The sequence below is a fragment of the Pseudomonas sp. 18-147 genome, from assembly GCF_051048045.1.
GTDB lineage: Bacteria > Pseudomonadota > Gammaproteobacteria > Pseudomonadales > Pseudomonadaceae > Pseudomonas > Pseudomonas aeruginosa.
Genome location: NZ_CP182296.1, coordinates 2,194,908 through 2,209,546, shown reverse-complemented (window position 1 = coordinate 2,209,546; position 14,639 = coordinate 2,194,908). Strand labels below are relative to the sequence as shown.

The following is a 14,639-nucleotide window of genomic DNA, read 5'->3' as shown; positions in this document are numbered from 1 at the left end:
CCGTCACTCGAGCCGCAGGTCGCCGACCAGCTCGCGCAGGACTTTCTGCGCGGCGCCCGCCAGGCTTTCCCGGGACCAGCCGGCGCGCGCCCCGCTGGTGCTCCAGAGCACCCGCCCGGAGGCCGGCTCCAGCACCTGCAGGCTGACGCCCACCGCCGGCTCGCCGTCGAGGCCGTTCTTGTACTGCCACTCCTCGACGCTGCCGGTGACCACGTAGGCCAGCTTCTGCTGGCGTGCCCAGTCCAGCGCGCGCTGCTGGCGCTCGCGGTCGTCGACCAGTTGCAGGTCGCCTTGCGGCTGCGCCGGGTACAGGCGCGGCCGCACGCCCTCCTCGGCCAGCACGCTGAGCAGGATCTGCTCGGCACGCTCGCCGGCCTGCGGCGCCTGGGAGTAATTGAGCAGCGGCACCAGGCCCCACTGCGCGCCGCGCGCCAGCGGCGTAGCGCTTTCGCTGGTGAAGCTGGAGCAGCCCGCCATGAACAGGGCGACGGCCGCGAGAGCCAGGCAGCGGATGGATTGCATGTTGTGTTCCTCCTGTTGAATTCCGTATCCGGGCCGCGTTCAGCGGCCGAAGCGCGTGCTGTAGGTCACCCCGAGCGTGCCGCCGGCATCGCCGCCGCCGCCCTGGGGAGCCGACTGGTAGCCGAAGGTGAACGCCAGTTCGTCGTCGCCCAGCAGCTCCATGCCGATGCCGAGATCGATGCCGTAGTTGAACTCCTTCTCTGTCCACTGCCAGCCGGCCAGGGTGTCGACGATCCAGGTGTATTGCGGACGGCTGCGGTTCAGCGCGCCAGGGAAGCCACGGCGCCAGGTGCTGCCGAGGTAGACCTGGCCATAGCGGTCCTGCAGCAGGTCCTGGCTGCGCGCGCCATCGAGCGCCAGCGCACCGCCATGGGCCGCCAGCAGGTCGTCCGGCACGCGGTTCTCCAGGCGATTGCGCTGGTAGTCGATGCCGCCGCGCAGTTGCCAGGCCGGGCCGTCGAAGAACAGTGTGTGGGCCCATTCCAGGGACAGCGCCTCGCCGTTGCCGAGGTCGTCGCCCTGGCGGGTAGAGAAGCGGTTGTGCGCCAGCGACCAGCTCAACTGGTCGCGCCCGCTGAGGGTGTGGCGGCCGCCGAGCCGTAGGCTGTCGCGCATGCCGAGGGCTCGCATCAGGCCGGTCTCGTCGGTCTCGCGGTGCCAGTCGAGGCCCGCTTCCAGTTCGTCGCGCGAGCTCAGCCGCCAATTGCGCAGCACCCCCAGACCGTGGCGGTCCTCGTCGTCGCGCCAGCTGCCATCGAGCGTCGCCGCGGCGAAGCCATCGGCCAGTTCGCGCCGCAACGTCAGCCTGGCGTTGCGTTCGCTACCGAGGAGCGAGCTATCCAGCGCATCGCCGTGATAGCGGCCACTGCCCAGTTCGAGATCGGCGTACCAGTCGTCGCCGAGGTGGCGCGCCGCGCGCAGCGTCGGCCCCTTGAAGTCGAGACCGCCGAAGTCGCGCTTGTTCCAACCCAGTTGCAGGCCCTGGGGAGTGCGTTCGAGGATTTCCGCCGCCTGCCGCCGCAGCTGCTCGCGGTTGTCGCGCGAGTGGCCGTCGCCCAGTGCGCCCAGGGCCTCGCCCAGCGCTTCGCCGCCATGGCCGAGACGCACCAGCGCCTCGACCCGCTGCGCCGGATCCAGCTCGCCGCGCTCCAGCAGGCGTTGCAGGGCGGCGCGATTCTGGCTGCGCAGGGCGGCCTGGATCTCTTCGTTGCGCCCGATCTTCAGGCCCCGGCCGCGCGCCCAGGCCAGCCAGTCATCCTTCAGCGGCTCCTGGTTGGTGGCGGCGAGCTGGTCGAGGAACTGCTCGAACCACAGCTGCAGCATCGCCGGCTCGCCATTCCAGGCCCGCCGCGCCTCGCCCTGGGCGAGCAGCGGCCCCTGGGCCACGGCGAGCAGGCGCAGGTAGGCGGCGAAGCTGTCCGGGGTGGCCCTGACCGCCTCGCGGTCGAGCCGCCGGAGCAGTAGTCGGCGCAGGCGCAGGGCCTTGTCCTGGTAGCCGCTGGCATCCAGTGCGTCGGCGTAGGCGGCCTGCACCAGCCAGTCGTTGGGATTGGACTTGAGGTACAGGCGGAACCAGGCCAGCGCCTGGTCGTTACGCTCGAGCAGCAGGCTGGCGCTGGCGAACGGCAGCCACAGCGTGCTGTCCCGCAGCGCCAGGCCATGCCACTGCGCCAACAGGGGCGCCAGGCTGTCGCGACGGCCACGGTCGATGTAGAACCAGAGCAGGCGTTCGCGCACCAGGTTCTCGCCGGGGAAACGCACCAGGGCTTCCCGGTACAGACGCTCGGCGACGTCGCCATGGCCTTCCTGTTCCGCCAGCCGCGCCCTGGCCACCCAGTAATAGGGGCTGCCCTGCGCTTCCGGCAGGCCTTCGGCCTCGGCCAGCAGGCTCTTCAGGGCCGGCCAGTCGTGGAGGTTCTCCGCCAGTTGCAGGGCGCTGGCCAGGCGCCGCGGATCGCGGCTGCGCTGCCAACTGCCGATAAGCACCTGCAAGGCCTGCTTCGGATTGCTGTCCCGGTACAGGGCGATCAACTGGTCCTCGTCGCTGCTGTTCAGGCGGATGTCCAGGGCCAGCATGCGCTCGTAGGCGGCGCGGGCATCGTCGTCCTGCTCCAGGGCCCAGGCCAGCGCCGCGCGCAGGCGCCAGAACTCCGGCTCGCGGATCGTGCGGGTATCCACGCCGGCGAGGACCTTCCAGGCCTGGCGCGGATCGAACAGGTTCCAGTGGGTTTCCGCCCACTGCATACGTTCCTTGACACTCAGCGGGAAATGCCGGGCCATCCGCGCCCAGACCCCGGTCTCTTCCTGCAACTGCTGGGTGTGTTCGAGAATCTGTTGCAAGCGCTGCCAGGCCAGGCGCTGTTTCGGATAACGCTGCACGTAGCCGCGCAGCCATGCCTCGCCCTCTTCCGGCGTGCCGCGGGTTTCATGGCTGTAGACCAGCGCATCGAGTTCCTCGTCGGTCATCTGTCGCTGCGCACCGATGGGCGCCAGCAGCTCGATGGCGCTGTCGAAATCGAACATCTGCAGCGACAGGCGCCAGGCATGCTCGCGCAGGGCCGGGTCATCGGCGCCGGCCAGCAGTTGCTTCCACAGGCCCAGCGCCCGCGGGCCGTTGCCGGTCCATTCGCCAAGGCGCGCGAGATCGGCCAGCAGCGTCCTGTCCTCCGGGCGCAGGGCCAGCAGCTCCTGGCCGACCTCCCAGGCCCGCTCGATCCGCCCGGCGGCCATGTTCAGGCGCAGGTCGGCGGCCAGCGCCTCATGGTCCTCGGGGCGCAATTCGCGCCAGCGCCGGATGAAGCGTTCGGCCAGGTCGTAGCGCTGGCTGCCTTCGGCGGCGCGTACGCCCTCGGCGAGCCAGGCCAGGGTCGATTCATCCTCCGGCAAGGCGTCCAGCCGCTCGTCCAGCAACAACGCCGCCTGTTCGCCGCGCTCGCCAGCGAGCAGGCTGGCGAAGGCCTGGCGCAGATAGGCCAGGCGCTTCGCCGGCTCGGTTTGCGCTTCGGCCAGTTGCCGCTGGATGTCCGCCGCCGGCAGCGGCTCGCCGGAAGCCAGGTACCAGCGCGCCGCCTCGTCCAGCCAGCGCTGCCGGCCCTGCGGGTCGCGGCCGGCCAGTTCGGCAAAGGTCCGCGCCGCCAGGTCCGGCGCGTCCAGGGCCAGGGCATGACGGGCAAGTCGTTCGAGCATGGCGTCGTTCAACGAAACATGCTCGATCTTGCGCAGGCGCTCCAGCAATCGGCGCGTCTGCTCCTCATCCATGCCCTCGGGCCTGGCCAGGGCGCCAAGGATGTCCAGTTCCACCTCGTAGAACGGCGTTGCCAGGCGGTCCTTGCCGCGCAGACGGGCGAGGTGATGACGCGCCTGCTCGAAGTCGCCGAGCTTGACCAGCAGGTCGATCAGGGTCAGGCGCAGCGCGTCGTTCTCCGGGTGCGCCTGCAACAGCAGTTCGGCGTAGTTCACCGAGACCGCGTCGGGCTCGCCATCGCCGCTGGGCATGAATACCTCTTCGCTGTTGAAGGTCAGCCACAGCACCAGCGCCACCCCGAGAGCGACCGGCAGCAGGGCCCAGGGATTCAGCAGGCGCGCCTTGGGATGCTTGTCAGCGGCAGACGAGTTGGCCATCGCGCACCTGCTCCATCGGCAACTCGAACGTCCACAGGCCGTTGCCGGCCTTTCCCGGGAAGGCCTTGCCGGCCGCACTCAGCCGGCAATCGCCCGCCGCGCGCACCACCAGGCGCAATGGCAGGTGCCCGGCGAAGGCGAACTCGACGCGGCCATCGTCGCGGTAGCGCCAGTGCTTCAGCGGCAGGTTGGCCTCCTCCAGCGCCGGCCGCGGATCGCGGCTGTCGCGCAGGACCAGGCGCGCATTCGCCGCACTCAGGTGCACATAGCGCCCCTGGGGCAGGTCGCGCACGCCCGCGACTCCCGTGGAGCGGCCGAGGTCCGGCCAACCCAGCGCCGGGTCCAGGCGCAGGGTGCGCAGGGCGGCGAAGCCACGCAGTTGCCAACTGCCATCGGCACGCTTGGCCAGGCTGGCGCGATGCAGGCCTTCCAGGCGCGGGATGTAGTCGCTCATCCACAGCGACAACGGATGCTCCGCCTGCATCGCCGCGTAGATCTGGTGCATGGTGCGGATCGAGGCCTGCTTGGTCCCCGAATAGAAGTGGTAGTACAGGTGCAGGCCGCGCAGGCGGCGCGGGCTGTCGGTCAGGGCGAAGGTATCGATGACGCCGCGGAAGCCGTAGTACGGCCCCTGCCAGAGATTGGTGTAGACGTTCTCGTTGATGATCGGCGCGTAGTACTGCACGCCGCCGCGGGTGGGCCGGATCAGCGGGTAGAGTCCGGTCAGCGAGGGAAAGGCCCGGGTCAGCGCGGTGTTGCCGCCGTTGACGTTCATCAGCCCGGCGTCGTAGGCGAGCTTGATGGTGGCGGCGTCGGGCAGCGCGTCGCCGGACCAGAAGATCATCTTGACCGGCTTCCGCGGGGTGGTCAGGCGCTGCTCGATGTAGTCGCGGGCGCCGATCACCTCGCGTACGAAGTCGACCTTGTCGTAGCCCGGGATAGCCATCTTGTAGCCATACTGGGCCTCGAAGTTCTCGCCCTGCTCGGCCAGTTGCGGCTGCCAGAAGAACGGATGGCTGAAGGTATGGCTGGCGACCTCGACCTTGTCGTCGGCGAAGATGCGCCGGGCGATCGGCTCCAGTTCCCTGGCCAGGTGCGGGTACATGCCCTTCGGCCCGACCTCGCCTTCGATCACCGAGACCGAGGTGAGGAACGGATAGGGCTTGATGAAGTCCTCCAGCACCTGCTGGCCGGCATAGGGACTGCCGGGCACCTCGGCACGGGAGACGAAGCCGTCGCCATCGATGTGCACGGTGGCGATGCGCCGGCCATTCTCGGTGGTCGCGTCGGGACTCGGCAGCGGCACAAGACGCAAGGCCTTGCGCAGGAAGGCGAACGGATCGAGGATCCAGCGCCGGTGCTCGCTACCCTCCTCCAGCACATAGGGCGCCAGGGCGAAGCCCCCCCAGTCGGCGGTCGCCACCGGCACGTACTCCTTGCCGTCGCCCTTGAGCTTGAGCGCCGGGGTCACCCGCGCCGGATCGAGTACGGTGAGCGCCGGCAGGTCGCGGATCCGGATCACCAGCGGCGCTTCGAAGGAACCAAGCAGCGCCTGGTCGTGGGTCTCGGTGCTCGGCTTGACCTTGAGTTTCTGCGACAGTCGGCGAATACCCAGGCGCTGCAACAGGCCGTCGTTCTCGGTAGGCAGGCCGGCGAGGAACGCCACCGGCACCTTTTCGTCGAGACGTGCAGCGATCCAGTTGTCGAAGGCGTCGCTGGCCAGCGGCGGACCACTGGTCATCCAGGTGACTACCCCGGCGTAGAGACCGCTCAGCGGACGTTCGGGCAGCGGCTGGTCGGTGGGCAGGTAGTCGACCCGATAACCGAGGTATTCGAGCAGGCCGCCGAGGTAGACGTGACCGGGGCTCAGGGTCAGGTCGCCCTCGCGCGGATCGTAGAGCAGCGCGATGCGCCGCGGTTGCACCTCGACGTCGCTCACCCCCAGGTAGTCCAGCGCCGGGGTGCTGACGAACGGCACGTAGCCTTCGCTACGCAGGCGCGCAGCGAGCGTGCGCGCCTCGTCACGCCGCTCCGGCGGCAGGTAGTCGATGGCGACGATGGGCATGCCCTGGGCGCGCAGGGCATCCAGGTGGCCCTTCAGCCAATCGCGATCGTCCTGGGGCACCTCGCGGTATTGCCCGGCAGCGGCGTCCCAACCGGCATGGATCGACTCCACGGCCACCGCCGACGCGACGCCGGGCAACTCCGGCAGCACTTCGAAACCGCGATTGAAAAACAGCTTGAGGCCCGGCTCCTGGCGATGCAGCTGGGCGAGGAAACTGGCCAGCGCCCGGCGCTGGCCCTCGCGGCGCTCCTCGGCCTGTAGCTGGAAGCTGTCCAGGGTATCGAGGAACAGGCCGGCGTAGCCCTGTTTGCGCAGCTCCGCGGCGCGCTTGAGCAGGTACGCCCGCCAGCTCGGCGCGGCGAGGTCCATTACCTGGCTGTTCCAGGCTTGGTTGCGGACCGCGCTCTTGCCCCGGGCCAGGCCGCTGTCGGCGATGGCGGCGGCGTCGCCGTCGAACTCGCCGACCGACAGATAGGCGAAGGGCGTGCTGCCCTGCTCTTTCAGATACCCGACATCGGCCGGCTTGAGGTGCGCCGCTTCGAGCACCACCCAGTCGAACTGGGAAAGCTCGGCCAGCGGCGGCCGCTCGGCGTACCAGAACGCCACGCTGGACGGCCCGCCGGCAGCCCCTGCGGCAGTGCCGGCACAAAGCGCCAGCGCCAGGCCGGCAAGCCAGGCGAGCGGGCGCTCGATGGGTCGAAGGGTGTTACGGCGGGACGGCAGACGCAGCACGGCGATTCCTTTCTTGCTGAACCGCATGCCCAGCCTACGCGGCAGGGTCGATACCGACCGAAGCGGCAGGTCGGAAGCATGGATGCGGTTTCCGGTGGCAACGTCGAATCCCTGACAGTGCGGGCACAGCCAAAGCAGCCGCAGGCGATTAACGTCAATCTAATGACTAAATATGCTAATTGCTAAATTTTTAAGCGGAAACTGTCAATTTTTAGGCACATACATGACGCCATGGTGTCCTTTTGCCTGCCCGTGACGCTTTGCAGGTCAACTCCGCGCTTTCCGAGACACCGGTGTGGCAAAGTGGAAAGCCCAGGTTTCACGCACTTCATCAGGAAAGTCGACGGCCCTCCGGAAGCCCCCGGAAGTCACTTCGTCTAGACCCATCGGTTCGGTAGACGCCGTTCGCTAATAACTAAATATTTATTAAATCCGTGAAACAGGTTGTCTTTTCCGGCCAACGAAAGGCGCCGGGCATTTGGCGCACGCGCGTGCGGTCGCACCGCCTTCAGTTGCGTGCGAGGAACCGCACCAGCCACACCGAGGCGACGCCTATCGCCCCACCCGCCAGTACTTCGGCGACCCGCAGCGAGGCGACCAGGGGCGACTGCTGAATCGCCCAGGAGGCGCAGGCGATGCACGCGCAACGCGCGGCAAAACCTGTCGCGTAGTGACGGAATCCGACGAGGGTGAGGACCGAGGCAAGAGTCGCCAAGGTGTGGACCAATAGAACATGTGGTAGAGCGGCCCCTACCACGAGGCCGAGCGGTACGCCGAGCAGCGCGCCAAGCCCGCGATCGCGCAGCTTCAGGTGCGCGCTGGAGGCATTGCCGGTAACCACGCTGGCGGACGACCAGATCGCCCACTGGCCGTATTCGATGTGCCGCCACGCCACCAAGGTCGCGCTGCAGGCTACGGCGAGTGTGACCGCCAACACAGCCTGGAGCAGCTCGTCATGCGCGGCCGCGTGGCCCGTCAAGTGCGCCCCACGCCAGCGCAGCAGGGTGCCGTAACGGCGTGCGAGCGCTGCGTGGCGCAAGGTATCGACACCGGCGAGCGCCACCGATGGTAGCGTCGCGACGACGAGATACGGCACCAGGGACAGCGCAGCGCGGTGCGTCGCGGCAACCTCGCAGGCCAGATAGAGCACAGGAATAAAGACGAAATTGCCCAGCGTGCGCAAGCGCGTATCCAGGCCGGATAGCGCGACAGCAGCAGCGGCGAGCGCTGCGCAAGCGATGGCAAACGCCGCTCCCCAGGCGAGCGCGAACGACAGGCCGAGAAAGCCGAGGATGATCGCCACCCCCTGGCCGAGCGCCGCGAGCGGTGCGCTACCGACCCGCTCGACGACGACCGCCACGGAGATCGTCGCGATATTCGCCAGCAGCCAGTTGGCATCGCCGCTGGCGCTGTAGAGCACGAACAGCGGCAGCGACACGGCGAGCGCGCGCCCCATGGCGCGGCCGTCGAACAGGCGTGTCAGCGAGGCGCACACACGACGCGCCGCCTAGAGCGCTGCCAACTGGTCGAGCGTGACGATCCGCGCGATGCCGCCCAGGACCTCGATGGAGCGCCGGTGCTCCTCGTCGCTGGCCGCCGCGCAGGCCTCCTCCAACACCAGCACTTGGTAGTCGCGATCGTGCGCATCGCGCGCGGCGGCCTGCACAGCCCAGGTCGTACTGACACCGGCGAGCACCAGGCGCTCGATCCGCCTCGCCCGCAACACGGCCTCCAGGCGCGTGGCATAGAAGGCGCTGATGCGCGGCTTGAGCACTTCCATCTGCACGGCATCCCGCTTCAGGTCAGGATGAAATGCGCAACCGCGCCCGCAGAGGTCGAGAGCGCCGAGTGCCTGCGCGGCAGCGAAGATCGGCGAATGTTCCGGCAGGTCCGGATAGCCGGGCTCGAAGCCCACCCTCACCGCGATCCGCAGCCAGCCACGCTGCTCGGCGACGGCGAGAGCGCGGTTGAAACGCGCGACCACGCCACGCAAGGCGGCCTGTTCTGCACAGCGGGCAATCCTACCGTCGGGATGCATGATATCGACGATGTAGTCGAGACCGATCAGTGCTGTGTTCATCGGGAACTCCTCTTCCATCTGCCGGAACCCAAAGCCCTGGATTCAGGGCTCCTCGAATTGCGCCAGGCGTGTCAGCAACGGACCGGCCGCCGCCAGCAGGGCGCGCTCGCTCTCGTCGAGACAGGCGTGCATGGCACGCACCAGCCATTCTTCGCGCTTGGCGCGGTTGCCGTAGAGATTTCGCCGGCCCTCCGAGCTCAGCGACACGCGGGTTCTGCGCCCATCTTGCGGATCGGCGTGACGGACGATCAGCCCTCCGCGTTCCAGTTCGCGCAGCAGCGCGGCCAGATTCGACGAGCGCATCCGCTCGGCGGCGGCCAGCTCGGAAGGTGTGACGTCGCCGCCAAGGCGGTCGATCGCGCCAAGCACGACCAGTTGCGAGAATTGCACCGGATCGGCCTGCGCCTCGCGACGCAGGCGGCGGGTCAGGGTGGTGACCTGGCTGCGCAGATGCGCTGCCAGTTGGAGATCCTGGTTGGTGGGCATATTTATCTACATAATCATAGCTATATTTTAATAGCAAAATAACACATCCAACGCCGCCCGCCATGGGACCCGACCGACGGCACGACAGCTGAAATGAAAGAGCCCCGCACTAGGGCGGGGCTCTTGCTTGCCGTCAGTCCGGTCGCATCAGGGGATGCAGACACCGTGCTGGCTGCTCTGCGCCAGGTCCATCAGCTCGCGGTTGGCCACGGCGTACATGGCGTAGTCGGTACCCGACGCGGCACGCAGTTCGACCAGCATCGCCCGCCAGCGCTCGACCAGCGGCAGGTGCTGTTCCAGCCACAGGCCGACGCGAGCCTCGACCTCCTTCGGTCCGTCCTGCATCTGCAACACCGAGACGGTGATCGCCCGCTGCTGCCAGTCGAGGTCGTCGCGGAACGCCTCGCGGGCCAGCGCCTGCCAGTTGTTCTCCACCGGCAGGTTGGTGATCTGTTGCAGGTACCAGGTCAGGTCCAGCGCGCTGCCCACGGCGAAATAGGCCTTGGCCACTTCCGCGGTGTCCTGGCCGGTCACGTCGGACGCCTCGATGATCGGCAGCAGCGTGTACAAGTGGCTGGTACCGGCCACCATGCGTGCCAGCAGTTCCGGCACGCCGGCGTCGACGTAGGTCTGGTAGCGCGCCTGCCACAGCTCGCGGGTCGGCCCTTCGAGCAGCTCGTTGAGCTTCAGGCCGAGGGCGGCGATGCGCGGGCCGAAGTGGGCCACGTCGCGCGCCGCGTCCAGCTCGTTGCGGCGGCTGCGGAGGAACCAGCGGGTGGCGCGGCGGCCGAGGCGCATCAGTTCGTCCATCAGGGTCAGCTGGATATCAGCGGGCACCTGGTAGTCGAGATTCTCGATCTGGCGGAACCAGTGCGGCAGGTGGAATACGTCGCGGACGATCACGTAGGCCCCGGCGACGTTGGCCGCGCTCATGCCGGTGGACTCCTTCAGGCGCTGCACGAAGGTGATGCCCATGTGGTTGACCAGGTCGTTGGCGATCTGCGTGCTGACGATCTCGCGCTTCAGGCGATGGCGGCGCATGGCGTCGCCGAACTTCTCCGCCAGCAATGCCGGGAAGGCGGTCTCCATGTCGCGGGTCAGGTAGTCATCGTCCGGCACCAGCGATTTCAGCAGCGATTCCTTGAGGTCGATCTTGCTGTAGGAGATCAGCACCGACAGCTCGGCGCGGGTCAGCCCCTGGCCGGCACTGATGCGTTCCGCCAGCTCCTCGTCGGAAGGCAGGAACTCCAGGGCGCGATCGAGCTTGCCACGCGCCTCGAGGTCGCCCATCAGCCGCTTGTACTCGGCGATCCGCTCGCGGGCGCGACGTTGCGCCAGGGACAGCGCCTGGGTCTGCTTGTAGTTGTTGCCCAGCACCAGGGCGCCGACCGCGTCGGTCATCTTCACCAGCAGCGCGTTGCGCTGCTTCTCGGTCATGTCGCCGGCCTGCACCACTTCGTTGAGCAGGATCTTGATGTTGACCTCATGGTCGGAGCAGTCCACGCCACCGGCGTTGTCGATGAAGTCGGTGTTGTTGGCACCGCCGTGCAGGCCGAACTCGACCCGCGCCAGTTGGGTCATGCCCAGGTTGCCGCCCTCGCCCACCACCTTCGCGCGCAGCTCGCGGCCGTCGACGCGCAGACCATCGTTGGCCTTGTCGCCGACATCGGCGTGGGTTTCCTTGCTCGACTTCACGTAAGTGCCGATCCCGCCGTTCCAGAGCAGGTCGACCGGCGCCTTGAGCAGCGCATGGATCAGCTCGGTGGGCGCCAGCCTGTCGGCCTGGATGTCGAAGCGCGCCTTCATTTCCGGGGTGATGGCGATGCTCTTGGCGCTGCGCAGGAAGATCCCGCCGCCGGCGGAGATCAGCTTGGCGTCGTAGTCGGCCCAGCTCGAACGCGGCAGGTTGAACAGGCGCTGGCGCTCGACGAAGCTGCTGGCGGCGTCCGGGTTCGGGTCGATGAAGATATGCATGTGGTTGAAGGCGGCCACCAGTTGCAGCTTGTCCGACATCAGCAGGCCGTTGCCGAACACGTCGCCGGCCATGTCGCCGATGCCGATGACGCTGATGTTGTCCTTCTGCACGTCGATACCGCGTTCGCGGAAGTGCCGTTGCACGCTGACCCAGGCGCCCTTGGCGGTAATCCCCATGCCCTTGTGGTCGTAGCCGGCGGAGCCGCCCGAGGCGAAGGCGTCGCCGAGCCAGAAGCCGTACTCGGCGGCGATGCCGTTGGCGATGTCGGAGAAGGTCGCCGTGCCCTTGTCCGCGGCGACCACCAGGTAGGGATCGTCCTCGTCGTGGCGGACCACGTTGGCCGGCGGCACCACTTCGCCTTCCTTGAGGTTGTCGGTGATATCGAGCAGGCCGGAAATGAAGATCCGGTAGCAGGCGATCGCCTCGGCCTGGATCTCGTCGCGGCTACCGCCAAGCGGCAGGCGGCGCGGGACGAAGCCGCCCTTGGCGCCGACCGGCACGATCACCGCGTTCTTCACCTGCTGGGCCTTGACCAGGCCGAGCACCTCGGTGCGGAAGTCTTCCTCGCGGTCCGACCAGCGCAAGCCGCCGCGAGCCACCTTGCCGCCGCGCAGGTGCACGCCCTCGACGCGCGGCGAGTAGACGAAGATCTCGTACTTGGGCACCGGCCTGGGCAGCTCCGGAATGGCCTTCGGGTTGAACTTGAAGCTGAAGTAGCTCTTGTTCTGGCCGTTGCCGTCGGGCTGGTAGAAGTTGGTCCGCAGGGTCGCCTTGATCAGGTCGAGGTAGCGCCGCAGGATGCGGTCCTCGTTGAGCACCTGGACTTCGTCGAGGGCACCGAGGATCGCCTGCTCCAGCTTCTGTTGCTTGTCTTCCAGGTCTTCCGCGGTGAGTTTGCGCGCCAGGTAGAAGCGGGTCTTGAACAGCCGCACCAGCTCGCGGGCGATGTCGGTGTGGGCATTCAGCGCACTGGCGATGTAGCCGAGGTCGAAGCCCAGGCGGATCTGCTTCAGGTAACGCGCGTAGGCACGCAGCAGGGCGACGTCGCGCCACGGCAGGTTGGCGGTCAGCACCAGGCGGTTGAAGGCGTCGTTCTCGGCGTCGCCGCTGACGATGTGGACGAAGGCGTCCTGGAGGATCTCGTTGAGCTGCTGGATGTCCACGTCCAGCCCTTCGGCGTAGGTGAAGGCGAAGTCGTGGATCCAGTATTCACGGCCGTTCTGGTGGCGCAGGCGGTAGGGGAATTCGCCGAGCACGCGCAGGCCGAGGTTCTCCAGGATCGGCAGGACGTCGGACAGGGCCAGCGGGGTGTCGGCGTGGTACAGCTTGCAGTGCAGTTGCTGCTCGCCCTGCGCCAGCGGCTGGTAGAAGCTCATCACCAGCGGGCGCTGCTCGGAGAGGCTGAGCAGGTGCTGCAGGTCGACCACCGCGAAGTGCGGGGCGAAGCGCTCGCGGTAGCCGGCCGGGAAGCCTTTCGGGAAGTCGGCCAGGACGTTGGTGCCCTTGGCCTCGCCGAGGTTTTCCACCACCAGGCTGCTGTAGTCGTCCTGCCAGGAACGGCAGGCCTGGATCACTTCTTCCTCCAGGCGCGCCGGGTCGATGTCGATGCGCGACTTCGGGTCGACGCGGAGGATGAACTGCACGCGGGCCAGCACCGACTCGGAGAAGAAGGTCCAGAACTCGCAGTCGCTGGCCTGCAGGCGCTCCATCAGGACCTGCTGGATCTTCAGGCGCGTCTCGGTGGAATACACGTCGCGCGGCACGTAGGCCAGGCAGTAGCAGAAGCGACCGTAGGGGTCCTTGCGCAGGAACACGCGGATCTTGTTGCGCTCCTGGATGCGGACGATCGCCAGGGCGGTGCTGAACAGCTCGTCCACCGGGGTCTGGAACAGGTCGTCGCGCGGCAGTACTTCCAGCACCTGGGCCAGTTCCTTGCCGAGGTGGGCCTTGGTGTCGAAACCGGAGCGCCGCATCACTTCGGCGACCTTGCCGCGGATGAAGGGGATGTCGTTGACGCTCTCGTTGTACACCGAGGAGGTGAACAGGCCCATGAAGCGGCACTCGCGGATCACCCGGCCCTTGCCGTCCAGCTCGCGGATCGACACGTAGTCCGGGTAGGCCGGGCGGTGCACACGGCTCGGATGGGCAGCCTTGGCGAAGGACAGCAGGACCGGTTCGCGCAGGTAGGCGACGGCATAGTCCTCGATGTGCAGGTCATCCTTGCTCAGGCCGGCGCGCAGCAGACGGGTCAGGCCGAGGAAGGATTTCTCGTCGTAGACCATGCGCCCGCCGTCGGCCTCGTCGGCGACGCTGAATTCCTCGTAGCCGAGGAAGGTGAAGTGGTTGTCCAGCAGCCATTCGAGATAGCTGCGCACTTCCTTCAGCTCCTCCGCCGGCACCTTCAGCTTGGCCTTGCCGAGCCAGGCCAGCAGCTCGAGGGCCTTGGCCTTCATCGGCTCGAAGTCGGCGACGGTCACGCGCACTTCGCCGAGCACCTCCAGGAGGGCCTTCTCCAGCGCCCGCAGTTCGCCGGCGTGGGCACAGCGGTCGATCTCCAGGTACATCAGCGATTCCTGGCTGACGTCCTTGCCCTGGCTACCCTTGGGCAGGATTTCCTTCAGCTCGCCCTTGGCCGAGCGGCGCACGCTGAGGACGTTGGTCTGCAGGGTATGGATGCTGTAGCCGCGGCGGTTCAGTTCCATGCGCACCGAGTCGACCAGGAACGGCAGGTCCGGGTGCAGCACTTCCACCGCGGTGTGGGTGGATTGCCAGCCGTGCTTCTCGTAGTCGGGGTTGTATACGCGGACTTCGGGCTGGTCGCGGTCGAAGCGCTCTAGCAGGCGCCAGGCGGAAAGGGTGCAACCGACCAGGTCGGAAAGCCGACGCTGGGTCAGTTCATCGAGGGAGATCAGGCTGAAGAACTGTTCGGCGAACAGCGTGACTTGTGGTAACGCCTTGTCGCCGAGGTGCTGCGCCAGTGCCGTCTGCAGTTGATGCTGGAAATCGGCTTTGCTGGCCGCGGTGAAGAACGCCATGGTTGTACTCCGCTTGGCTTGTTATTTCATGGAGGCGAGCGGTTCGCGGGAAAGGTCGCGAGCAACGCACCTTCGGACCGACCCTCGCTGCGTCCATGAAGTTCAGCAGAAGCTGAGCATTAA

7 protein-coding genes are annotated in these 14,639 nt (G+C 67.5%); all 7 read right to left on the bottom strand.

The annotated features are described in order from the left end of the window. Positions 1 to 3: 3 nt before the first annotated feature. Positions 4 to 522 (bottom strand): pellicle/biofilm biosynthesis outer membrane protein PelC, encoded by a 519-nt coding sequence (locus ACM0M4_RS10645; protein WP_003091288.1) that lies wholly within the window; start codon positions 520 to 522, stop codon positions 4 to 6. A gap of 39 nt (positions 523 to 561) precedes the next feature. Further along, positions 562 to 4,143 carry a tetratricopeptide repeat protein gene (locus ACM0M4_RS10640; RefSeq protein ID WP_049308505.1) on the bottom strand — a complete coding sequence of 1,194 codons (3,582 nt, stop codon included), beginning with the start codon at positions 4,141 to 4,143 and terminating at the stop codon, positions 562 to 564. After that, complete coding sequence (locus ACM0M4_RS10635) at positions 4,121 to 6,967, bottom strand: bifunctional glycoside hydrolase 114/ polysaccharide deacetylase family protein (RefSeq protein ID WP_023128214.1); 2,847 nt, start codon at positions 6,965 to 6,967, stop codon at positions 4,121 to 4,123. The genes ACM0M4_RS10640 and ACM0M4_RS10635 overlap by 23 nt, the downstream gene beginning before the upstream one ends. Before the next feature lie 481 nt (positions 6,968 to 7,448). After that, positions 7,449 to 8,435 (bottom strand): FUSC family protein, encoded by a 987-nt coding sequence (locus tag ACM0M4_RS10630; protein ID WP_054375742.1) that lies wholly within the window; start codon positions 8,433 to 8,435, stop codon positions 7,449 to 7,451. A gap of 12 nt (positions 8,436 to 8,447) precedes the next feature. Further along, positions 8,448 to 9,020: an isochorismatase family cysteine hydrolase gene (locus ACM0M4_RS10625; RefSeq protein WP_003103486.1), complete on the bottom strand. Its 573-nt coding sequence runs from the start codon at positions 9,018 to 9,020 to the stop codon at positions 8,448 to 8,450. Between the two features lie 42 nt (positions 9,021 to 9,062). Beyond that, positions 9,063 to 9,506, bottom strand: a complete 444-nt coding sequence (locus tag ACM0M4_RS10620; RefSeq protein ID WP_003109601.1) for a MarR family winged helix-turn-helix transcriptional regulator — start codon at positions 9,504 to 9,506, stop codon at positions 9,063 to 9,065. A 147-nt stretch (positions 9,507 to 9,653) separates the two neighbouring features. Next, positions 9,654 to 14,516 (bottom strand): NAD-glutamate dehydrogenase GdhB, encoded by a 4,863-nt coding sequence (gene gdhB / locus ACM0M4_RS10615; protein ID WP_023096546.1) that lies wholly within the window; start codon positions 14,514 to 14,516, stop codon positions 9,654 to 9,656. Positions 14,517 to 14,639 lie beyond the last annotated feature (123 nt).